Origin of the sequence: Streptomyces barkulensis (assembly GCF_002843305.1) — a bacterium.
GTDB lineage: Bacteria > Actinomycetota > Actinomycetes > Streptomycetales > Streptomycetaceae > Streptomyces > Streptomyces barkulensis.
This window is the reverse complement of the sequence record NZ_PGSG01000088.1, coordinates 101,071-122,622: the sequence shown is the minus strand read 5'-3', so window position 1 is coordinate 122,622 and position 21,552 is coordinate 101,071. Positions and strand designations below refer to the sequence as shown.

Sequence of the window (21,552 nt, the reverse complement as noted above, 5' to 3'; positions counted from 1 at the left end):
GTCCCATGCGATCCCATGCCCTCCCCCTACAGAGACGAGCACTGACCCTGCTCGGCCTGCTCACGGCCATGCTCATGCCTCTGGGGCTGTTCGCGCCTCCCGCCTTTGCGGACATCAGGCCGGACCAGCAGTGGTATCTCGACGCCATGAACGCCTCAGGGCTGTGGAAAGTCAGCAAAGGCAAGGGCGTGACGGTCGCTGTCCTGGACACCGGAGTAAAGCCCATCCCCGGTTTGGAAGGCCGACTGTTGCCGGGGAAGAGCTTCACCTCAAAGGGGCCTGACGCCCACGAGGACACAGACGGCCACGGGACAGAGGTGGCTGCCCTCATCGCCGGGTCTGGAGCAGGAAACAGCCTTCGGGGCTTGGCGCCCGACGCAGAAATCCTCCCCGTGCGGACAGGCGTCAAGGACGAGTTCATCACCAGCTGGGACAAGACGCTCGTCAAAGCGATCCGGTATGCGGCACGAAGCGACGCCAAGGTCATCAACATCTCACAGAGCGTCGGCAGCCTGGACAACGAAACCTATGACGAACTGCAGGACGCGATCGACGAAGCCAATGAGCGCGGCAAGCTCGTCTTCGCCTCCGCAGGGAATGACGGCCAACGGACCGAGAGGCACTATCCCGCGTCGATGCCGGGCGTCGTCGCCGTAGGCGCGGTCGACGAGACCGGCACGGTGGCCGACTTCTCCAACTACGGCCCCTACCTGGTTCTCTCCGCTCCTGGCGATCCCGGCGGTACGAGTGTGGCGTCCGCCATCGCGTCCGCGTCGGCCGCGCTCATCTGGGCTGAGCACCCCGACTGGACCAACCACCAGGTCCTGCGTGTGATGGTCGAGACGACGGGGATGTCACAGCGGGGCGAGGAGCCCAGCATGTACCTCGGGCACGGCATCGTCAGACCCGCACAGGTCCTGGTCGACGGCGACGGCGACCCCGGGCCGGCGGATGTGAGCCCGATCTTCTCCAAGTACTACGCCTCCCTCGAAGCCTCCAAGTCCCCCTCCCCCGAGGACGGAGAGGCCGACGGCAAGAACGAGGGACCGCCCACCGCCAAGCCCGGCAAGGCGCAGGAGCAGGACGACGAGCAGGTCGCCGCACAGGAGGACACCGGCGACAGCGGGCCGCCCTGGACGGCCATCGGCATCGGAGCCGCAGTGCTCGTCGCCGTCACCGCGGTCGTCACCGCCATAGCCTTCCGGCGACGGACACCGGCACAGCCCCGGTACTGAGGAACGAGGGGGTGGGCCGGCCCGGCCGGCCTACCCCCAGTCGCGGCCGGAGCGGCCGCGCTTGACGTCGGAGCGGTGCTTCTTGTTCCGCAGCCGCCGCTCGTTGATCCCGCGCGGGATCTTGCCCTTCTTGCGCGGGCGCGGCGGCGGTGCGGTCGCCTCCGCCAGCACCGCGGCCATGCGTACGGCCGCGGTCTCGCGGTTGCGCCACTGGGAGCGGTGCTCGGCGGCCCGTACGACCAGGACTCCGTCCACCAGCCGACCGGCCAGCCGCTCCAGGGCCCGCTCCTTCCACACCTCGGGCAGTGCCTCGGTGCGCGCGAGGTCGAAGCGGAGCTCGACCCGGCTGTCGCTGGTGTTGACGTGCTGGCCGCCAGGCCCGGACGAGCGCGAGAAACGCCAGTTCAGCTCGGCCTCCGGCAGGGAGACCGAGCCACGGATGAGATAGGGCCCGGACATGGCTCCCATGATCCCGCCATCCGGGCCCGCCGTCACGGCGTTTTCCCCGCCCTCCTGCTCCCCTCCGGGTCCCCTTCCCGGCCACCTCACCGGCGAGGAAGGTAAAGAAAGCAAAGAAACATGGAACCCGGTCCCCCACCGTCGGCGTTGGAGAGGGTAGGAAATGGACCAGTAAGGGCCAGCACGGAAACACCACAGAAGGGCATCCCCATGGCTGTAAGCCTGTCCAAGGGCGGCAACGTCTCGCTCACCAAGGAGGCCCCCGGCCTGACCGCCGTGACGGTCGGCCTCGGCTGGGACGTCCGTACGACCACCGGCACCGACTTCGACCTCGACGCCAGCGCCATCGCGGTCAACGCGAACGGTCAGGTCTACTCGGACCAGCACTTCGTCTTCTTCAACAACAAGGCCACCCCGGACCAGGCGATCGTCCACACCGGTGACAACCGCACCGGTGAGGGCGAGGGTGACGACGAGCAGATCAACGTCAACCTCGCGGCGCTGCCCGCCGACATCGACAAGATCGTCTTCCCGGTCTCCATCTACGACGCCGAGAGCCGCAGCCAGAACTTCGGCCAGGTCCGCAACGCCTACATCCGCATCCTCAACCAGGCCGGCGGCACCGAGATCGCCCGCTACGACCTGAGCGAGGACGCCGCCACCGAGACCGCCATGGTCTTCGGCGAGCTGTACCGCCACGGCGCGGAGTGGAAGTTCCGCGCGGTCGGCCAGGGCTACGCCTCCGGTCTGGTCGGCATCGCCAAGGACTTCGGCGTCAACGTCTGACCTCCTGACGCCTTGCGAGGGCGCCCGGCACCGCGCATCGCGGCGCCGGGCGCCCTCCGTGCTTCTTCGGAGAGTTGCCCAAATATAAGCTTGAAGGCATAATCCAGGCGTGAGCTGGGAAATCCTCCTGGTGGAGGAGGTGGAGCTTTGGCTCCTGGAGTTAGCGGAGACGAACCCCGCCGAGGCCGATGACGTGGTTGCCGCGATCGACCTTCTCGAAGAGCACGGCCCGACCCTCGGCAGACCCTTTGTCGATCGCATCAAGGGCTCGGCCTACCACAACATGAAGGAGCTCCGCCCCCGTACCTCCGTCGGCGCCGAGTACCGCATTCTGTTCGTGTTCGATCCGGTCCAGCAGGCCGTGCTACTCGTCGCGGGCGACAAGTCGGGGCAGTGGACCCAGTGGTACAGGGACAACCTCAAGGTCGCGGAGAAGCGCTACGCACAGCACCTGGAGAAGCTCGACGCCCGAAGAGCCGACGATTGACGTTCGGTGTACGGAGCGACACCACACCCCAAGGGAATGCCATGAAGAGTTGGAAGGACGTCCGGCCCGGGGTCGTCACCGACGAGACCCGCGTCACCGAACGGCGCCGGGCCATGGCGTCGGAGGCCCGCGCCTATCGCCTCGCCCAGGTCCGGAAGGAGCGTGCGCTGCGCCAGGCCGACGTGGCGGCCGCGATGGGAGTGCGCCAGCCCCGGGTGTCGCAGATCGAGAACGGTGAGATCGACGCGACCGAGATCGCGACTCTCCGCTCGTACGTGGAGGCCCTGGGCGGGCGTCTGGAACTGGTCGCCGACTTCGGTGACACGCAGGTGCGCATCGCCTGACGCCTTGCGAGGGCGCCCGGCACCGCGATGCGCGGTGCCGGGCGCCCTCCGCGTCCTACGGGCTCCCGCGCGTGACAGGGGCAGGAGCAGCGCAGCAGGGTCACGCCCTCGCAGGGCGGCTCGGCCGCCTCGTCGTCCCGGCAGGTGCGGTGCTGCCCCGGACGGCACGCCACCGACCGGTACTCCTCGCCGCTGAAGGACAGAGATGCGAACCGGCGTTCGCAGCGGCAGCAGGGCATCGTCCGCCGCCCGGTCATCGGGCCACCGCCCCCACCCGTACACCGTGGATCACGGGCGGGCCGACGTCGATGCCGTCGAGCGCCAGGGCGAGCGCACGGCGCCGCTCCTGCTGCTCGTACGCGACCACGTAGGGGCGGACCAGGGGCGTGGGGTCGTGGTAGGCCGGTTCGGCCGCCCAGCGGCGCAGGAGGGCGGGCAGCGGTACGGCCAGCGTGGTGACGCGGACGCGCACACGGTCCCGCCGCCGCCCGGCCGGGCGGCGGCGGGACCGGCGCCTGCGCCGCGCGGACGGGCGTACGGGCCGAGAGGGCCTGAGCCCGGTGCCGCCCGTTCCCGGGCGGCAGGAGCGTCGCCCTGACCCAGTCGAGGCAGCGGTGGATAAGGTCTTGCATGTCGACGCTCCTTTTCAGCGTTGGCCATGCCCCCGGACCGGTGCCAGCGGTCGCGGGGGTTCCGTCTATCGGCTCACTCTACAAGCCATACAGAGCTATACATAGCTACTCAGTCGTTTATGCAGGTTATCGCTGCTTTACGTTGCCCGTGTGAGTGACCGGAGCCAGGTACCCGACTTCAACCCGCAGGGTCCGCAGCTCGTCTATGTCGCACTGGCGGACCACATCGCCGCACGCATCGCGGCGGGTGAACTGCGTCCGGGCGTGCGCCTGCCCGCGGAGCGCGCCTTGGCCGACGAGTACGGCGTCGCCTACATGACAGTTCGACGCGCCACGGCGGTACTGCGCGAGCGAGGGCTGATCGTCACGGTGCACGGCAAGGGCACCTTCGTCGTCGAGCAGAAGCCCGAGGAGGCCGGCCCCGGCGACGGCCGGGAGTAGCCCCCGCCCCGCCCGGTGGGCGCACGCGCGCCCCGCCGTGCCACCATCGCTTCCGTGCTCGACATCGGCTACTCCCTCTCCCGCCGCTTCCCCGACCCGCCGCAGACCGACTACCGCTCGGCCGACACGCGGGCGCTGCGGCACGACCTGTTCTGCGGCGACGTCTACCTCGCGGACACCGAGGCGGACCGGGAGCTGTCCACCGCGCGCGGCACCGTGCCGGTGCTCGACTTCGCCTGGGCGCTGTGCGACATCGCCGAGCGCCTCGACCGCGACCCGCTCGGCAGCCGTGCCGCCAAGCCGCAGTACGCCGAACTGGACTTCGTGGAGTCGGCCGACAACCTCCACTTCGAGCGCCGCTTCGGCTGGGTGGACGTCACAGCCGACTGGCTGCCCGCCGACGAGCCGCCGCTGACCGTCAACCACGGCGAGCTGCGCCGCGAGGCCCGCGACTTCCTGCACGACCTGATCGCCGACCTCACCGAGATCCACGAGGGGCTGGGCGACAACCCCGTGGTCTGGGACCTCCAGGCCCGCTTCCCCAGGGTCTGACGCCCTTCCCTGCCTCCCCGAGGCCCCTGCCCCGACGGCCTTGACCTCAAGTCCGCTTGAGGGCGGAGAGTGGTCATCGCCGGGCCGGCGCCCGCCGGCCCGGCCGACCGCCCACCAGTCACGGGGAGAGCCCATGCACGCTGTACGTCTGCACGCCTTCGGCCCCGCCGAGAACCTCCGTTACGAGCGGGTCCCGGACCCCGAGCCCGGCCCCGGCCAGGTACGGATCGCCGTCGCGGCGGCCGGGGTGCACCTGGTGGACACCGCCCTGCGCGAGGGGCTGCGGCTCGGCCCGACCCCCACGCCCGCCGAGCTGCCCACCATCCCCGGGCGGGAGGTCGCCGGCACCGTGGACGCGCTGGGCGAGGGCGTCGATCCGGCGTGGCTGGGCCGCCGCGTCGCCGCCCATCTGGGCATGGTGCCCGGCGGGTACGCCGAGCTGGCCGTCACCGGCGTCGAGCGGCTGCATCCGCTGCCCGGCGGTCTGAGCGAGGACCACGCCGTCGCCCTGGTGGGCACCGGCCGTACCGCCATGGGCGTCCTCCGCTTCACCGACCTCTCCCCCGCCGACACGGTGCTGGTCCTGGCCGCGGCCGGGGGGATCGGCTCGCTCCTGGTGCAGTACGCCCGGCACAGGGGCGCCACCGTCATCGGCGCGGCGGGCGGGCCGGAGAAGGTACGGGCGGTGGAGGGCATGGGCGCGGACCTGGCGGTGGACTACACCCGGGGCGACTGGGCCGGGCGGATCCGGGAGAAGTTCGGGGACCGGCCCGTCACCTATCTCTTCGAGGGCGTCGGCGGCGGTCTCGGCCGCGGGGCCACCGCTCTCCTCGCCCCCGGTGGCTCCCATCTCTCCTACGGTTACGCCTCGGCCGGCTTCTCGCCCGAGGGGCAGGCCGTGCTGAGCGAGGAGGAGCAGCGGGAGCTGGGAGTCACCTCACGCTCGGTGCTGGGCAGGCCGATGTTCGACCGCATCGGCGGCATGGAGAACATCCGGGTGCTGGAGGAGGAGGCCATGGCGCTGGCCGCCGAGGGCGTCCTCGTCCCGCCCGTCCACCACTTCCCCCTGGCCCACGCCGCCCGCGCCCACCGCGCCCTGGAGACCCGCGCCACCCTGGGCAAGGTCGTCCTCGTCCCCTGACCCCGGTGTTCGCCAAAGTGGCCGACAGGCCGCTGTCGGCTGATATCTCTTGGCAGAGGCGGAAAGCCCGAGGGCCCGCCCGGGCCGCTCGGTGCGGCGCGGGCGGGCCCCGGCCCGTGGGGGGGGCTCCTGTGGAGGGCTTCGGGGCTGTCAGCGCAGGTAGACGTTGGGCTGAGGCGGGGTGCTCATGCCCTGGCCGAGGAAGAAGCTCGGGTGCGGCGGCTGGTTGTAGGCGGTGTTCTGCCAGGCCAGCGCCACCCGGTACTGCGCGTCGTGGACGAGGGTGTGCAGCTTCAGGTCGGTCGGGGCGGTGGTGGCGTAGATGCGCAGCGCGGAGTTGTCGCCGTGCCGCCAGATCACCTCCTCGCGCCAGTCGCCGAACAGGTCGCCGGAGAGGACGGGCGTGGACTTCGTACCGTTGCTGGAGGCCACGCCGCTGCCGGTCAGCAGGCGGGTGTCGCCGCCGGTGCCGTACTTGTCGATCCGGGTGCCGTCGAGGAGTTCGCGGACCGGGTCGCCGTCCCACCAGGCGAGGAAGTTGGCCGAGGACGGGTTGCGGCCGACGCTGCCGCCGGAGGCGTTGCGCAGCCGGTCCATGTTCGGGCCCGAGCCCCAGAACTCGGCTCCGGCGCTGCCCGCGTGTATGTCGCCGGCCGCGCCGCGTCCCGGCCCCTCGCTGCCGCTGGTGGGCGTGCGGTGGATGACCTGGCCGGTGCGGGCGTCGTGCAGGTCGGAGCCGGGCTGGTCGCCGGGCTCGTGGATGGTGAAGACCTCCAGGCCGGGCCGGGAGGGCACGAAGTCGCCCACGTGCAGGGCGTCGCCGTGGCCGAAGCCGGTGGCGTACATCAGGGTGCCGTCGTCGTCGACGGTGGCCGAGCCGTAGACGATCTCCTGGCGGCCGTCGGCGTCCACGTCGGCGATGGAGAGCTGGTGGTTGCCCTGGCCGTAGGCCGCGCCGTTGCCGGAGTTGTCCGAGTCGAACAGCCAGCGCCGGGTGAGCCGCCCGTCGCGGAAGTCCCAGGCGGCGATGGTGGCGCGGGTGTAGTAGCCGCGGGCCATGATCAGGGAGGGCCGGGCGCCGTCGAGGTAGGCGGTGCCGGCCAGGAAGCGGTCGACGCGGTTGCCGTAGGAGTCGCCCCAGGAGGAGACGTTGCCGCGGCCGGGCTCGTAGTCCACGGTGTCCAGCGCGGCGCCGGTGAGGCCGTCGAACATCGTCAGGTACTCGGGGCCGGACAGGATGTAGCCGCTGGAGTTGCGGTGGTCGGCGCCCGCGTTCCCGATGGCGGTGCCGCGTCCGTCGCGGGTGGCGTCGGCGGTCTTCATGGCGACCTCGGCGCGGCCGTCGCCGTCGTAGTCGTAGACCTGGAACTGGGTGTAGTGGGCTCCGGCACGGATGTTGCGGCCCAGGTCGATGCGCCACAGCCGCTGGCCGCTGAGGCGGTAGGCGTCGATGTAGACGTTGCCTGTCGTGCCGGACTGGGAGTTGTCCTTGGCGTTGTCCGGGTCCCACTTGACGACCAGTTCGTACTGCCCGTCGCCGTCCAGGTCGCCGGGGGAGGCCTCGACGGGGGTGTAGGTGGAGCCGGGGCGGGAGAGCGGCACGTCGAGGTGGTTGCCGCCGGTGAAGCGCAGCGAGGGGCCGGAGGCGGCCTGTTCGGCGCCGTTCACCACCGCGCGCACGGTGTAGGAGGCGTCGGCGGGGGCGCCGGCGTCCAGGTGGTTGGTGGAGCCGGTGATGGGCGAGGAGTTCACCTTCGTCCCGCCCCGGTAGAGGTTGAAGGCCGTGTCGCGGCTCTCGGTGCCCAGCAGCCGCCACGAGACCAGGTTGCCCGTGCCCGAACGGACCGAGACCAGGCCCCGGTCGACGTCCTCCATCTGCTTGGCGCCCCCGGGCGGGGGCTCACTCCCGCCGTCGTCGCCGTCCACCTCCACCAGGCGCCACTGCTGGTTGTGCCCGCCGGTGTCGGTGTACTGGGAGATCCGCGCGCCGTCGGCGGTGGACCACTCCCACACGTCCAGCGCCTTGCCGCTGTGGCGGTTGATCAGCCGGACATGGCCGCCGTCGGAGTCGGCGACGCGGAACTGCTGGTTGTAGCCGTTCTTGTCGTCCCACTGGACGACGTTGGCGCCGTCGGCGGTGGAACGGGCCTCCACGTCCAGCACCTTGCCGCTGTGGCGGGCGGCGATCCGGTACCAGCCGTCGCCGGAGGGGACGAAGCGGAACTGCTGGTTGGCGCCCGTCCCCGGCGTCCACTGCACCACGGAGGCGCCGTTGTCGGTGGAGCGCTCGAAGACGTCGATCGCCTTGCCGCTGTGGCGGGAGACGAGCTGGTAGTAGGCGGAGGTGTCGATCTCGGCGGCACCGGCCTCCTGTGCGGGCAGGGCGACGAGTGAGACGGCGGCCAACAGCGCGGCAAACGCGGCGGCGTACAGCCCTCTCAGGCGGGAGCGGGGTCCCGAGCGGGGTCTTGCGGGTGTGCTGTGGGCAGGCATGGCGGCTCCTTGTCTGGGGGGTGGCGCGCCCACGGGTGGGGGGAAGGGCCTTGATGAATCGATTCATCGACGCGCCGGGCGGAGAGGTGCACGCCGGGGGCGCCGACGGAAGGTGGTGCGAAAGAGAGTGTGGGAGCGCTCCCGCGACGATAGGGGCGGCCGTCGCGGGACGGCAAGAGCCGTGCACGGACGAAGTGGCGGAACCGGCCCGGGCGCCGCACCGCGGGTGCGGGCCCGGGCCCCGGGCCGGTCCCGCGGTGCGGGCCGTCACGCCGGTTCGACGGGCAGCCACAGCTCGCAGGTCGCGGTGCCGAAGTCGTCGGCGCGCTCGAGGACCGCGACCATCGAGGGCCCCGGCCGAAGGCGCCACGGGTTGGAGGGGAACCACTCGGTCGCGGTCGCGGCCCAGGTCGTCTGCAGGGTCTGCGGATACGGCCCGGCGGTGCGGAAGACCGCCCACTCGCCGGCCGGCACCTCGATGGCGTCGAGGTCGCCGGGGACCGGCGCGTCCCGGGAGACGGCGACCCCGTGCAGATAGGTCAGTTCGCTCCCCTCCGTGCCGTCGGGGTCGAGGTCGTCGAAGACCTGCAGCAGACCTCCCGGCTCGGCCTCGCAGAGGGCCTTTAGCCGCAGATGCTCCTCCTGCGGCAGCGCGGTGACGTGCCGCTGGATGTGCGGATTGACGCCCTGGTGGATGAGCGGGACCCGGGCCGCGTGTCCGATCAGCCGGAACGCGGGGCGGTCGGCGAGGCGGGTGTCCATGGGGGTGCTCCCTTCGACGGTCAGGTGGAACCTGAGCTGCGGTTGTGTGCGAAGGGGGCCTCCGTCGCGGCGCACCTCACCGGGGCCCGCGCCGTGGACCGCGCGGAACGCACGCCCGAACGCCTCGGCCGAGCCGTATCCGTACCGGACCGCGATGTTCAGCAGACCGTCCTCGCCCCGGACCACGTCGGCGGCGGCGACGGTCATACGGCGCCGGCGCGTGTACTCCGACAGCGGCAGGCCGGCCAGCGAGGAGAACATGCGGCGCAGGTGGTACTCGGTCGTGCCGAGTTCCCCGGCCAGCCCCCGGACGTCGAGCCCCTCGGCGAGGTGCTCCGCGCTCTGGTCCGCGATGCGCTCCTCGACGAGGGCGACGAGCCGGTTGAGTGCCGAGATCACAGGGCCTCCCTTCGACCTCCACCCTGCCCGGCGGAACCCCGGCCCGACCCGACCGCCGCGGTCCGCTCCGATCATGCGCCCGGGCGGGCCGGGGCGTCCACGCCGTCACCGTCTCCCCGCCCCGGCCCCGGACCCCGGGGCGGGGAGACGGGCGCGCGTCACCCCGCGGAGGGGCCGGTCCACCCGGCCGGGACGTGCCCCACGCGCACCCGCTGCGGGTGGTCGCCGACGGGCACGGAGGCCACCTTCCGGCCGGTCGCGAAGTCGATCGCGGTGACCTGGTCGGATCCGCTCTCGGAGACCACGCAGTGCCTGCCGTCGCCGCTCACCGTCGCCCAGTACGGCTTGGAGACCTCCACCAGCGGCCCCTCCTCCAGCGTCCCGCGGTCCACGACGGTGGCGTAGTCGTCCATCGTCCCGGCGACGCACAGCTTCGTGCCCTGAGGGTTCATCGACATGCCGTGGTGGCGCGAGTCGTTGACCCAGGTGGTGCGGTCCTCGTCGGTGTCCGGGTTCTTCGGCAGCTCCTTGATCCGGGTGATCTCGTCGGCGGCCACGTCGTACTCCAGGAAGCCGTTGAAGAACGACACCTGGAAGTAGAGCCTGGACTCGTCGGGCGTGAAGGCCACGGGCCGCACCGAGTCGGAGAGGTCCTCACGGCCGAAGGCGTCCAGCCGCTCGCGCATGTCGATCACCTTCACCTGCTCGAAGGTGTCCGCGTCGACGACCGTGATGCGCCGGTCGCCCTTCGTCCAGTCCAGCCAGGGGGCGTCGAGGTCGTTGTTGACCTCGCCGATGGACATGTTCCAGATGTGCCGGCCGCCGTCGGTGAAGACGTTCTCGTGCGGCTTGTCGCCGGTCTCGAACGAGCCCACCTCCTCGCCCGTGACGATGTCGAGGACGTGGACGGTGTTGGACGTGGACGCCGACACCGCCACGCGGCGGCCGTCGGGCGAGACCGCCATGTGGTCGGAGCGGAAACCCGACACCGGGAAGCGCCAGTTGATCTTCCCCGTGGCCACGTCGATCGAGACCACGTCGGCGAAGCTGGGGCGGGAGACGACGACGGCCGAGCCGTCCGGGGTGGAGTACATGTCGTCGACGTACTGGTCGTGCCCCTCGCCGACGGTGTGGCGGATGCCGAGGAAGAAGGCGAGCCTGATCGGGTTGAGGTGGATCTCCCGCATCCGCTCCTTCCTGTCGGGGATGACGTCGATCCGGCCGACCTTCGCGTAGTCGCCGGTCGACTCGATGACGTCGGCGGTCCCGTCCCAGTTGTTGCCGACGAACAGCACCTCGTTCAGGCCGCCGCCCGCGGCGGTCCCCGCGGAGGCCGAGGCGGGTACGGCGGAGGCCGAGGCGGGTACGGCGGAGGCCGAGGCGGGTACGGCGGCCGTGGCGGCCAGGGCGAGGGCCGCGGCGCATCCGGCGATCCCCCGGAATCGCCGGGAGGGACGGGACGGGCGGTGTCGCGGGGAGGGGCCGTTGGGTGACGGTGTGGGCGTCATGCGCGCTCCCGGTTCGGACGGACGGGGATGGTTACCGGAGGTAACGTAGCGGCCGTCCGTCTCGTCCGCCAGACGCGCGGGCGGAACAGCACCCGCCCCGGCCCGGCGGAGCGCCGGGCCGGGGCGGGAACGCGGGATCACACCGGGGACGCCCCGTGGGTGATGTCGACGTGGAGCCGGTCCGCCTCCGTGACCACCCGGAAGCCCGCCCGGCCGTCGCCCTCGGTGTCGAGGCCGATGCCGACCCGCAGCTCACCCTCGAACAGACCGACCTTGGTGATCTCGCGGACGCCGGAGGTCTGCTCCTTCCCGCCGTACTCGCCGTCCGGCAGGGCCCCGACCAGGACGACCTCGATGGAGTGCTCGCCCTCGACGGGAACCAGGGTGCCGCTCCCGGGCTGGTGCAGCGGCTCCAGGTAGGCGACTATGTGCGCCGGGACACCGCCGTCGAACTCGAAGGTGACCCGGTCGTGGACGTCACGGCCGGTCACCCGTACCGCCGTCAGCTTCGGGGTGGCCGCCGGGTCCGCCCCCTCGGCCTCGCCGTCCTTGCGGGCGGTGCCCCAGGACGGGACCGGCCCGGAGCCGCCGCCGTCGCCATCGGCGGTCGGCGAGGCGGCCCCGCCGTCGTCTCCGGGGCCACCGGACCCCCCGGGCTCCGGGGTCCGGGACTCGCCCGGCCCGCCCGGGGACGGGGACGCGGACGCGGCGGCGGGCCGGGACTCCCCGGCCGTCGGCGTCGGGGCCGCGTCGTCCTGCGCCCCCTTCTCGCAGCCCGCCACCACAAGGACGGAGACAAGGGCGATCGCGGTCGCGGCGGAACGGCTTCTCACTGTGAACTCCTGCGCATGGACGGCTGATTGCCGCGGACACCGGGATGCTCGGGCGAGTGCGGTCGTACCGGTGCGCATCCAGCCGTGGCGAAACTCCGCCCCCCGGACACCGGCGGAATCGATCCCCCGGCGCCGTGAAAGCGGCGCTCCGCGTTCCCCCCGGAACAAAAAGCCCCCCAAGCCCGCTCATACCAACGGTGCCGAGCGGGTGGCCGTCACCCTAGCAACAGCGTTTTCCGGCCGAAAGGCTCTCCGTTCCGCGTCCCGGGGGCCGTCAGCCCGCCGCCCTGTGCGCCACATCGAGGATGATCTTGTTCTTGCCCGTGGTCACCCGGAAGCCCGCCGGGCCGTCACCCTCGGGGTCGACGCCGACGCCGAAGAGCGTCTCGCCCTCGAAGTAGCTCACCAGCCGCAGCTCGCGGATGACGGGGGTGTTCCTGCCGCCGTCGTCGAAGTCGGGGTCGGGCACGGACCGCAGGAAGGAGATCTTCAGGTCCTGGTCCCCCTTGAGAGGGATGACGTCGCCGGAACCGTCCTGGTGCAGGGTGTCCACGTACTCGGCCACGAACCTGGGGGTGCCCTCGTCGAAGTCGAAGACGACCCGGTCGTAGGTGTCGTGGATGCCCACCCGCACCCCGCGCAGCTCCGGGAAGTCGTTCACCCCCGCGTCCCGGGCTGCCCCCGTCCTGCGGGAGGTGTCGCGCAGCACCACGTCCTCCTCCCCGCCCCCGGGCGGAGACGGTGACGGGGAGGCGGACGAGGGCGCGCCGGTGGACGCGGAGGGCGAGGCGCTCCCCCCGGCGTCCTCAGACCGTTCGGGCCGGCCGGATTGGTCGGATTGGCCGGCCGTCGGAGCCGTGCTCACGCCGCCCCCCGCCTCCCCTTCCGCCCCACCGCAGGCCGTCACGAGGAGGGCCGATGCGAGGGCGATCGCGGTCATGGTCGTACGAGGTGTCACTGCGCGCTCCTGAACGTAGGTTGCCGGGCTCCGGGAACCCGCTTGATAAAGGTCTGTTGCCGAGTGGGCCGGACGCCAATCACCCAACCCCCACGATCCAGCCAAAGGTGTCGTTCCCGCCGTATTCCCCTCCGGCCCGTACCGTTCGGACCTTCCCGCACCGACACCATGGACGAGACGGCGGTCGGCCGTGAAGCCCCCGAGGCCGGCGGACGGTGGCGGAGGGCACCGCGCGCGGAGGCGGTACGCATTGAATGCCGGACTCGGAGCATGAGTAGGGATATGGCTCCGTCTACTCCCTCCCCCGCCGACTTCGAGGCCATATTCCGTGCCACGACCTCACCCCTGCTGGTGCTCGGCACCGATCTGGTGATCCTGGAGGTCAACCGCGCCTGTGAGGAGGCGACGTTCCGCGAGCGGAACGAGGTGGTCGGGCGGCACGTCTTCGACGCCTACCCCGCCGGCCCCGACGACCCGGGCGCCGGCGGCATGCGCGATCTGGACGCCCTGTTCCGGCGCGTCCTGACGACCGGAACGGCCCAGGCCCTGCCCGTCCTGAAGTACGACGTCCCCTTCGCCGACAGCCCCACCGGCTTCCGCGAGAAGTACTGGAGCCCGGTCAGCAGCCCCGTCCTCGACCCCGGCGGAGAAGTAACGGCGATCCTGCACCACGTCGAGGACGTCACCGGCTTCCACGAGGAACTGGTCCGCATCGAGCGCGCCTACCGGCAGACCCACACCCCCGCGGCCCGCGACCACACGGCCGTCGCCCAGCGCGGTTACGAGCGCCATCTGGCGCAGGCCACGTACGACCTCGGACGCTACCGCGAACTGGAGGAGGAGGCGTCCCAGCTCCGGCGGGCCATGCGCAGCCGCGCGACGATCGACCAGGCCATCGGCATCGTCCAGGCCGAGCGCCGCTGCGGCCCCGAGGACGCCTTCCAGATCCTGGTGACCATCTCCCAGCGCACCAACACCAAGCTCCGCGACATCGCCGCCGGTCTGGTGAGCCTGGCCGAGACCGACCCGCCGGGGCCCCTCCTGCCGGACACCGACACCCCGTGACGGCTCCCCGACGGCCGTGGCCGCCCCGGGGAGCTCGGGGCGGCCACGGGGACCACAGGGGCCCGGCGGAGGCCCTGGGTGCGGGACGGCTCGACGGCCGGACGGCTCAGTCGTCCACGGCGTCCATGACCTCGGCGAGGTCGACGAACTTGAAGCCGGTCGCCTCCCGGCCGTCCTCGGCCGGAGTCTCCCGCCCGTCCTGGACGACGAGCAGGCCGTCCGGGTACCGCGCCCCCAGCGGCGCGTTCAGCACGGCGGCGCCGTCGCACTCCTCGGAGCCGTCGATGACGCGCGAGGCGGCCGTGACGCGGAAGCCGCCCTCGTACTCGTTGTCGTCGCCGAGCTCGCGGTCGTAGAGCGCGAAGGTGTCGTCGCCCTGGCTGGAGGCGATCACGTATCCGTCGCCGTCGCGCTCGGTCAGCAGCGTCAGGCCCTCGACGTCGGCGGCCAGGTGCTCGCCGCCGTAGCCCGGGTCGGCGCCGGACGGCAGGCACTCGTCGCTCGCCTCGTCGTACGCGGCCGGGACACCGTACTCGCGGACCCTGTCGATCAGTTCGGGCCTGCCGGTGAGGTCGGCGCGCATCCGCCAGACCCCCACGTCCTCCTGCCCGGCGTAGAGCATGCCGTTCGCCGGATCGACGACCATGCCCTCGACCTGCGGCAGTTCGCCCGGCTCGCCGCACGGCGACCAGACGGTGCCGTTGGGCAGGCGGAAGGAGGCGGGCAGGTCCAGGGTGCGGACCTCGCGGTAGCCGACGGTGCCGCCGGCGCGGGGGACGATCTCCAGCAGGGCGACGGTGGTGCGGTTGTTGCGGCTGACCAGGGCGTGGGAGCGGCCCGTCGAGCGGTCGGTCCAGGTGGCCAGGCCGTAGGCGGTCTCCTCCTCGTTGATCTCCGCCTGGTCGGCGGAGAAGACCGGGGCCGCCGCGGGGTCGGTGACATCGGTGAGCGGGCCACCGGGCCGGTCGCGGTCGATGCGGTAGAAGCGCAGCCGGTCGTGGCCGCGGTCGCTGACGACGGCGAGGTCGGCACGTCCGCCCGGCAGGCGCAGACCGTGCAGGAGGTCGACGTTGTTGAAGCGGCCCGGAGCGTCACCGGGCGCGGCGGGCGGGGGCGCGGGGATCGACTGGATCCGCCGGGCGTCGAGGTCGTAGACCCGCAGGCCGCCCTCCTTGGCCGTGGCGACGACCAGGCTGCGGCCGGGGTCGGCGGGGTTGCGCCAGATCGCGGGGTCGTCGGCGTCGGCGTTGCCGCCCTCCTCGTCGTCGTACAGCGCCTCCGTCTCGGCCCGGGGGGTGACGGAGGGCAGGGCTGACGAGCCGGCCGGACCCGCGTGGGCGGGCGCGGCGCAGACGGCGAGGGCCGTACACAACAGCAGGGTCGCCAGTCGGCCTGATCGGCGCACGGTCACAAACTTCTCCTCCGGATCGGGGGCGCGGGAACCTCCGGAGTAGCCTGCGCCGATGGGGTTACCGGACGGTTTCGCTCCACTGACGCGCGCATGCCCACACCGTGCATTCGGCCCCCGGCGCCACCCCTCACCCCTGTCCGCGCCCGTCCGCTCCTCCTCGACAGGGCTCCCGCTCCCGCTCCTCCGCCCCGGAGTCACGGGCCCTTCGCCACCCCGACCAGGCCGCGCCTCCCAGACTCAGCGCCCCGACGCCGGCGATGGCCGCCATGCCCCAGTGGCCCGTACCGCCACCCGGGCGGAGGGCCGGAGCGACGTTGATCGCGCCCACCACGACCCAGCACAGGGAAACGAAGTGCCTGGAACATCCAGCCCTTCTCCGACGGCTCCGGCAGACTCGACAGCTCCGGCAGTTTCGGCGGTTTCGGCGGTTTCGGCAGCCTCGACGACACGGCATCACCTCCCCGTGCCCGTCCGCCCCTTCGGCGGGCGGGGAGCCGTCCCCCGTGCCGGGCGCCCGCGGCTACCCGTTGCGCGAAGCCCCCTGCCCGGCCCCGTACGCCCGCCGCCTACGGAGCCGCGAGTCGAAACCCCACAGAACGACGGCCACCCGCCACAGCAGCGCGGCCGCGGACAGGACGGTGGCGGTGCCCACGACGGCCTTCGCGACGGAGCCCGCCACACCGAACAGGAGGACCGGACTCGCCACGACCAGCCACACCGCCCCCGCGAGAAGGCCCGCGGAGAAGAGGGCGTAGCCGATCTCCACCGTGACCGCGTCCCGATCATTCTGATCCCGCGTCATCTCTTCGTCCTTCCCCTTCGCCGGCGTGAGGCTTCCCGGACCCCGGAAGCATCGAACCTACCGGCCGGGACCGCGGTACGGCGCCGGTCGTCACGTTCCCCCGGTGTCCCCGGAGGGGGCGCGGCGGGCACGGCGGGCACGGCGGGGCCACACGAAGAAGACGACCACCGTCGCCAGGAGGGTGAGGACCGCCGTGACACCCATGGCGTCCGCGACACCGAGCGAGAAGGAGTCCTCGGGCATCGGGCAGCAGGGTCGGCCGATAACCGACGGTCACTGCCACGACTCCCTCCGCGGACCCGTCGGCCGGTCACCTCGGCCACCGGTCGCCCAGGACATCGAGCGGTTCCCGGGGCCACCGCGCCGCCCCGGCCGCCGCCTGCCCCGCAGCGTCTCCCGCACCGGTGAAGGCGGGGACACCCCCGCGCCCCGCCAGGCCACCTGTAGCACACCCCTCGTTCCACTCCCCATTTATTTCCGGCCAAAACAGTAAAAGGGTAATCCGGTTCATCGGTTGAGAAAAGGGGACAGACTCCCGTTCCCGCCTTCCATAAAACAGATGTGCGGGGAAGCCAAGGTCAGCTAGCGTTCCCCTGGATCGGGAAACAGTCCCGGGCGGGGGTAATTCCTTTTCTTCTCGCATGGCAAGCGAATCAGCTCCTGCCCAGAACCTGAGACAAGAAAGGTCAGCAATGCGAATTCGCTCTGCTCTGGTCACCATGGCCGTGACCGGCGCGGGCCTGGTGGGCCTCGCCACTCCCGCGAACGCCGCGACCAACACCTGCGACCCGTCGCACTTCTGCCTGTTCTACAACTCGAACATCCAGAACGCCTACTACCCCTTCTGGGACAACGTCTCGGACTTCGCCGGATACACGTACAAGGGCGCCGGCGCCGGCGCCGGCCAGCAGGTCAAGAACAATGCCGCTTCGGCCCAGAACCTGCAGACCAACCTTGTCGCACGCGTCTACTACAACTCCAACTACGGCGGCGTCTACGACAACGTCCAGCCGACGTCCTGGCGGAACCTCAGCAACACCTACAACGAGAACGCCTCGTTCAAGTGGTTCTGGGCCTGACAGGCCGCCCCTGACCGCGTAGCCGAAAAAACCCCGGCTTCCTGCTCATTGCAGCTGAGCAGGAAGCCGGGCGTTACCATTATACATAAAGAGGAAAAGATGCCCCGCATCCGCCCCCGCGCTCCTGGAAAGAAGACAGCGGCAGCACTCACCACTTTCGCCCTGATCTCTCCAGTCGTGGCCGGCTGCTCGGATCCGGCAGACATGGGGAGCGAGGGAGACCCCGGAATACCCGCGCCGGAGGTCACGGAAATCCAGAAGATCGACAATGCCGTCGGCCTGAGATTGCCGATCGAACCCTACCTGTTCTCCGACGCGGAGATGTCACTGCTCCTGCGGGCCCGGGAGAAACTGATTCAGAAGTGCATGCGGGGCTTGGGCCTCGATTACACGTCGCCGAAGCAGCAGAAGCATGTCGGCCCCAGGACCATGACCGAGCGCCGGTACGGTCTGGCCGACGCCGGCTCGGCGGCGGACAACGGCTACCACGTGCCCGGCGCGGACGTACGGCCCGAACCGACACTGCCGGCCGACCAGTACAGCGCGATCACCGGGGAGGGGGCCGGGAAGGACATCCCCGAGGGCGGGTGTGCGGGGGAAGCCGAGAGGACCCTCTCCGGAGGGCACCCCTTCGGGGTGTCGGACGTCTCCCAGGACCTCAATTCGCGGTCCTACCGGCTCTCGATGCGGGACGGCCGCGTGCGGGAGGCGTTCCGCTCCTGGTCCTCCTGCATGCGCGCGGCGGGGTATGAGTTCCCGGACCCCATGAAAGCCATGTCAGCGCCCGAGTTCTCCAGGCCGGAAATCGGCGAAGGAGAGACCGAGACCGCCGTAGCGGACGTGCGATGCAAGAAGGAGACCAATCTGGTCGGCATCTGGTACACCGTCGAGTCGGCCTACCAGCGCGAGTTGATCAGGAAGAACGCGGAGCGACTCGACCCGGTCGCCAGGGCGAAGCGAGACCAGTTGAAGGCTGCCCGGAAGGTCACAGGTGACGTGTGATGGGCACCGTTCGCACCGTACCGGCTGATCGTCCTTCAGGGGCCTCACGCATACGCGCCGCCGTACACTCGGAACGCTTCCCCCACATTCTGCTGAGCGCGGTATTGTTCACCGCCTACGCGACCCTCTCGATCGCCAGGTACACCCGTTTCGGATCGATGTCCTGGGATCTGGCAATATTCGAGCAGGTCACACGTTCCTATGCTCATCTCCAATCACCGATCGCGCCCATAAAAGGGCCGGACTTCAACATTCTGGGCGACCACTTCAGTCCTGTCCTGGTTCTGCTGGCGCCGCTGTACAGACTGTTCCCGAGCCCGGTGACGCTTCTGGTGGTCCAGGCGGTCCTCTTCGCCGTCTCGGCCGCCGTCGTATCCGATACCGCAGCCCGCTTCCTGGGCCGTATCCGAGGACTGCTCACAGGAGCCGCCTACGGCCTTTCCTGGGGAATCCAGCGGGCCGTGGACTTCGATTTCCACGAGATAGCTTTCGCCGTCCCGCTGCTGGCCGTCATCCTGCGAAACCTCCTCCTGGAGAGGTGGCGCCACGTCGTCTGCTGGTGCGTTCCCCTGGTTCTTGTGAAAGAGGATCTGGGACTGACTGTGGCGGCCGTGGGAATCTGCCTCCTCCTCGCCCGCCGGAGAGCCCAGGGAATCGGCCTCATGGTGTTCGGCACGGCGGCCACGGCCACCGTCCTGCTCGTCATCATCCCCATGTTCAATCCGGGCAGCGGCTACGACTACTGGGAGAAGGTCGCGGGTGCCGGGTCGGACTCCCCCGGCTGGCCCGGCGGGCTCCTCGAGGGAATCGGAACAAAAGGCGAGACCCTGCTGTGGATCGTGGGGGTGACGGCCTTCCTCGCCCTGCGCTCACCCCTCGTCCTGGTCGCCCTGCCGACACTGGGCTGGCGTTTCCTGTCGCACGAGCCGAACTACTGGAGCACGGACTGGCACTACAGCGCCGTTCTCATGCCCATCATGTTCATGGCGCTCATCGACGCCGTGCGCAGCGCACCCCGCTCGTCCCGCGTCTGGGTTCGCCGTTACGCGCGCAACGCGGTACCCGCTGTCGCGGCGATCTCCGCCACTCTCTGCCTCCAGTTGCCGCTGCGCGACCTCACTCAGCCGGAAACGTACGACGGCGGGCCGAGGGCCTCGGCCGCGCGTGTCGCGGTGTCACGGATTCCGGACGGGGCCACGGTGGAGGCCAACACCGGTCTGATGACCCATCTGACCGGCCGGACGACGGTGTACTGGGTCGGCAATACGGGTGCGCTGACGCCCCAATACATAGCCCTCGACCTGGCCTCGGGCTGGTCGGCTCCGCTGACCGACCCCGCCGGATACGTGCGGCAGCTGCACCCCGACGCCCGGTACGACCTGGTCTTCCACCACCAGCAGTACGCCGTGCTGGCACTCCGGGGCGCCGCCGGCCAAGACCCCTGAACAGCCCCTCCCGCCGCGCCGGGCACGAAGTCGCGGCTAAGTCCCGCCGACTTCCTCGGAGGGAGCGCGGCGGGCGCGGCGGGCACGGCGGGGCCACACGAAGAAGACGACCACCGTCGCCAGGAGGGTGAGGACCGCCGTGACACCCATGGCGTCCGCGACACCGAGCGAGAAGGAGTCCTCGGCCACCCGGACGACCTCGCCCCGGACATCGGGCGGCAGCATGTCGACCGCCTCCTGGTAGGAGTCGGAGTTCACCAGCGTCTGCCGCACCCGGGTGATCTCCGCGTCGGACAGACCCGATCCCTCGAGCACGCCGGACGCCTCACGCGCCGTGAGCTCCCGGGCCAGCGCGGTGAGTACGGCGACCCCCAGCGAGCCGCCGAGCATGCTGGACATCTTGAACACGCCGGCGGCCGTCCCCGCCAGATCGGCCGGGACCTCCCCGACGGCGGTGTTGGCCACGGGCGTGCTCACCAGGCCCAGTCCGAGCCCGACGACGAAGAGCCCGGCGGCGATCACCTCGATCGGGGTGCCGGTGTCGAGGAAGGCGAGGGCGATCAGGCCGGCGCTCGCCACCGCCAGGCCGGCCGTCGCGGGCGGCCTCCCGCCCCGCCTGGTGTCGAGGGCGCCCCCGAACGGGATGCCCAGGAAGACCCCGACCGTCGCGGGGATCATCAGCGACCCGGCCTCCACCGCGCTGTAGCCGCGCACGTTCTGCAGCCACAGCACCAGGAGGAAGCTGAGACCGGCGTAGGCGAGGTTCATCGTCAGGTTGGCCGTCAGCGCCCCGTTGTAGGCGCGGATCCCGAACAGCCGCAGGTCCACCAGTGGCAGGCGTACTCGGCGCTCGATCAGGTACCACGCGACCGCGAGCACCACGGTCGCGGCGAACAGCGCCACGATGCGGGGGTCCCCCCAGCCCACGCTCGGCCCCTCGGTGAGCGCGTACAGCAGCGCGAAGACCGCCAGGCCGATGGTGGCCAGACCCGGCCAGTCGATGTGGCCCGAGGCGCCGGGGTCGCGCGACTCCAAGGTGGTGAGCCGTACGACGACGAGGGTGAGGACGGCCAGTGGCAGATTGAGCCAGAACAGCCACCGCCAGCCCAACCCGTCGGTGACGAAACCGCTGATCGCGGGCCCGGCGGACAGTCCGCCCCAGGCCACCGCCTGCCAGATGCCGAACGCCGCGGTCTGCGCCCGGCCCGAGAACTCGGGCGGGATGAGGGCTAGCGAGGCCGGGAGGATCATCGCGGCGCCGATGCCCATGAGCCCGCGGCCGAGGATCAGCCATTCGACATCCGGCGAGAGCGCGGCGACCACGGAGAACACGGCCAGCAGCACGGTGCCGATCTGGAGCATCAGCCGGCGCCCGAAGAGGTCGCCGAACTTCCCGGCGGCGATCACGAGCGCGCCGGTGACGAGGCTGAAGGCGTTGTTCGCCCACTGGAGCATCGAGAAGTTGCTGTCGAACTCGTCGGCGATCTTCGGGATCGCCACACCCAGGTCGGAGAAGGCGAGCCAGACGATCCCCGCGGTGCCGCAGATCCCGATCAGCGAGAGCCACCTGTGCGGCGGGAGCGCGGTCTGCTCCGGGGATGGTTCGGTCATGGTGACGCTCCGGACTCCGGCCGTGTGCGGACAGCCGGGGTGTTCGCTCCCCGGCGGGCCGGCCGCTCACCACGAAAATACCTTTTCGACCGTTTCGCGCCGCCCGG

Annotated in this window: 22 protein-coding genes; 11 read left to right on the top strand and 11 right to left on the bottom strand. The window is 71.1% G+C overall.

Annotation, left to right across the window (positions count from 1 at the left end):
- The first annotated feature begins 68 nt into the window (after positions 1–68).
- A complete protein-coding gene (locus CUT83_RS17055; protein WP_158239026.1) occupies positions 69–1,235 on the top strand; it encodes a S8 family serine peptidase in 1,167 nt (388 codons plus the stop codon).
- A gap of 30 nt (positions 1,236–1,265) precedes the next feature.
- Here CUT83_RS17055 and arfB read toward each other — a convergent pair whose 3' ends face one another.
- Positions 1,266–1,703, bottom strand: coding sequence for an alternative ribosome rescue aminoacyl-tRNA hydrolase ArfB (gene arfB / locus CUT83_RS17050; protein WP_093847389.1), 438 nt, complete (start codon positions 1,701–1,703; stop codon positions 1,266–1,268).
- Between the two features lie 201 nt (positions 1,704–1,904).
- Between arfB and CUT83_RS17045 the strand changes: the two genes are divergently transcribed.
- The 3 genes from CUT83_RS17045 to CUT83_RS17035 all read left to right on the top strand — a co-directional run bounded on the left by CUT83_RS17045 (position 1,905) and on the right by CUT83_RS17035 (position 3,311).
- Entirely contained in the window at positions 1,905–2,480 is a 576-nt protein-coding gene (locus CUT83_RS17045) for a TerD family protein (RefSeq protein WP_101256700.1), read from the top strand.
- 109 nt (positions 2,481–2,589) lie between these two features.
- Complete coding sequence (locus tag CUT83_RS17040; RefSeq protein ID WP_101256699.1) at positions 2,590–2,967, top strand: type II toxin-antitoxin system RelE/ParE family toxin; 378 nt, start codon at positions 2,590–2,592, stop codon at positions 2,965–2,967.
- Between the two features lie 41 nt (positions 2,968–3,008).
- A complete protein-coding gene (locus tag CUT83_RS17035) occupies positions 3,009–3,311 on the top strand; it encodes an XRE family transcriptional regulator (protein WP_101256698.1) in 303 nt (100 codons plus the stop codon).
- Between the two features lie 253 nt (positions 3,312–3,564).
- Here CUT83_RS17035 and CUT83_RS17030 read toward each other — a convergent pair whose 3' ends face one another.
- The gene (locus CUT83_RS17030; RefSeq protein WP_101256697.1) at positions 3,565–3,783 is read right to left on the bottom strand and encodes a hypothetical protein; all 219 of its coding nucleotides are present in this window, start codon (positions 3,781–3,783) and stop codon (positions 3,565–3,567) included.
- Between the two features lie 310 nt (positions 3,784–4,093).
- On the opposite strand from CUT83_RS17030, the gene CUT83_RS17025 reads away from it, so the two are divergent.
- The 3 genes from CUT83_RS17025 (at position 4,094) to CUT83_RS17015 (ending at position 6,077) form a co-directional block, all read left to right on the top strand.
- Positions 4,094–4,384, top strand: a complete 291-nt coding sequence (locus CUT83_RS17025) for a GntR family transcriptional regulator (protein WP_101256696.1) — start codon at positions 4,094–4,096, stop codon at positions 4,382–4,384.
- Positions 4,385–4,438: 54 nt separating this feature from the next.
- Positions 4,439–4,936 carry a hypothetical protein gene (locus CUT83_RS17020; RefSeq protein WP_101256757.1) on the top strand — a complete coding sequence of 166 codons (498 nt, stop codon included), beginning with the start codon at positions 4,439–4,441 and terminating at the stop codon, positions 4,934–4,936.
- Between the two features lie 133 nt (positions 4,937–5,069).
- On the top strand, positions 5,070–6,077 hold the full coding sequence (locus CUT83_RS17015) for a zinc-binding dehydrogenase (RefSeq protein WP_101256695.1): 1,008 nt from the start codon (positions 5,070–5,072) through the stop codon (positions 6,075–6,077).
- A gap of 150 nt (positions 6,078–6,227) precedes the next feature.
- Here the strand turns inward: CUT83_RS17015 and CUT83_RS17010 are convergent, their stop codons facing one another.
- The 5 genes from CUT83_RS17010 to CUT83_RS16990 all read right to left on the bottom strand — a co-directional run bounded on the left by CUT83_RS17010 (position 6,228) and on the right by CUT83_RS16990 (position 12,781).
- Complete coding sequence (locus CUT83_RS17010) at positions 6,228–8,570, bottom strand: rhamnogalacturonan lyase family protein (RefSeq protein WP_101256694.1); 2,343 nt, start codon at positions 8,568–8,570, stop codon at positions 6,228–6,230.
- 267 nt (positions 8,571–8,837) lie between these two features.
- Entirely contained in the window at positions 8,838–9,731 is an 894-nt protein-coding gene (locus CUT83_RS17005) for an AraC family transcriptional regulator (RefSeq protein WP_101256693.1), read from the bottom strand.
- 158 nt (positions 9,732–9,889) lie between these two features.
- Positions 9,890–11,239, bottom strand: a complete 1,350-nt coding sequence (locus tag CUT83_RS17000; protein ID WP_107490864.1) for a YncE family protein — start codon at positions 11,237–11,239, stop codon at positions 9,890–9,892.
- 137 nt (positions 11,240–11,376) lie between these two features.
- A complete protein-coding gene (locus CUT83_RS16995; RefSeq protein ID WP_101256692.1) occupies positions 11,377–12,072 on the bottom strand; it encodes an AMIN-like domain-containing (lipo)protein in 696 nt (231 codons plus the stop codon).
- A gap of 274 nt (positions 12,073–12,346) precedes the next feature.
- Positions 12,347–12,781 carry an AMIN-like domain-containing (lipo)protein gene (locus CUT83_RS16990; protein ID WP_101256691.1) on the bottom strand — a complete coding sequence of 145 codons (435 nt, stop codon included), beginning with the start codon at positions 12,779–12,781 and terminating at the stop codon, positions 12,347–12,349.
- A gap of 531 nt (positions 12,782–13,312) precedes the next feature.
- Here CUT83_RS16990 and CUT83_RS16985 point away from each other — a divergent pair.
- Complete coding sequence (locus CUT83_RS16985; RefSeq protein ID WP_158239025.1) at positions 13,313–14,095, top strand: ANTAR domain-containing protein; 783 nt, start codon at positions 13,313–13,315, stop codon at positions 14,093–14,095.
- A 106-nt stretch (positions 14,096–14,201) separates the two neighbouring features.
- On the opposite strand, the gene CUT83_RS16980 is transcribed toward CUT83_RS16985, so the two are convergent.
- The 3 genes from CUT83_RS16980 to CUT83_RS30140 all read right to left on the bottom strand — a co-directional run bounded on the left by CUT83_RS16980 (position 14,202) and on the right by CUT83_RS30140 (position 16,551).
- On the bottom strand, positions 14,202–15,506 hold the full coding sequence (locus CUT83_RS16980; protein ID WP_101256689.1) for a phytase: 1,305 nt from the start codon (positions 15,504–15,506) through the stop codon (positions 14,202–14,204).
- A 520-nt stretch (positions 15,507–16,026) separates the two neighbouring features.
- Positions 16,027–16,308: a DUF6332 family protein gene (locus tag CUT83_RS16975; protein ID WP_101256688.1), complete on the bottom strand. Its 282-nt coding sequence runs from the start codon at positions 16,306–16,308 to the stop codon at positions 16,027–16,029.
- Positions 16,309–16,398: 90 nt separating this feature from the next.
- On the bottom strand, positions 16,399–16,551 hold the full coding sequence (locus CUT83_RS30140) for a hypothetical protein (protein ID WP_158239024.1): 153 nt from the start codon (positions 16,549–16,551) through the stop codon (positions 16,399–16,401).
- Positions 16,552–17,000: 449 nt separating this feature from the next.
- Here CUT83_RS30140 and CUT83_RS16970 point away from each other — a divergent pair, with 449 nt between their 5' ends.
- The 3 genes from CUT83_RS16970 (at position 17,001) to CUT83_RS16960 (ending at position 19,834) form a co-directional block, all read left to right on the top strand.
- Positions 17,001–17,387 carry a peptidase inhibitor family I36 protein gene (locus tag CUT83_RS16970; protein ID WP_158239023.1) on the top strand — a complete coding sequence of 129 codons (387 nt, stop codon included), beginning with the start codon at positions 17,001–17,003 and terminating at the stop codon, positions 17,385–17,387.
- 99 nt (positions 17,388–17,486) lie between these two features.
- On the top strand, positions 17,487–18,389 hold the full coding sequence (locus CUT83_RS16965) for a hypothetical protein (RefSeq protein ID WP_143688575.1): 903 nt from the start codon (positions 17,487–17,489) through the stop codon (positions 18,387–18,389).
- Between the two features lie 104 nt (positions 18,390–18,493).
- Complete coding sequence (locus tag CUT83_RS16960; RefSeq protein ID WP_240957753.1) at positions 18,494–19,834, top strand: DUF2079 domain-containing protein; 1,341 nt, start codon at positions 18,494–18,496, stop codon at positions 19,832–19,834.
- A gap of 36 nt (positions 19,835–19,870) precedes the next feature.
- Here CUT83_RS16960 and CUT83_RS16955 read toward each other — a convergent pair whose 3' ends face one another.
- On the bottom strand, positions 19,871–21,445 hold the full coding sequence (locus CUT83_RS16955) for an MFS transporter (RefSeq protein WP_101256685.1): 1,575 nt from the start codon (positions 21,443–21,445) through the stop codon (positions 19,871–19,873).
- Positions 21,446–21,552 lie beyond the last annotated feature (107 nt).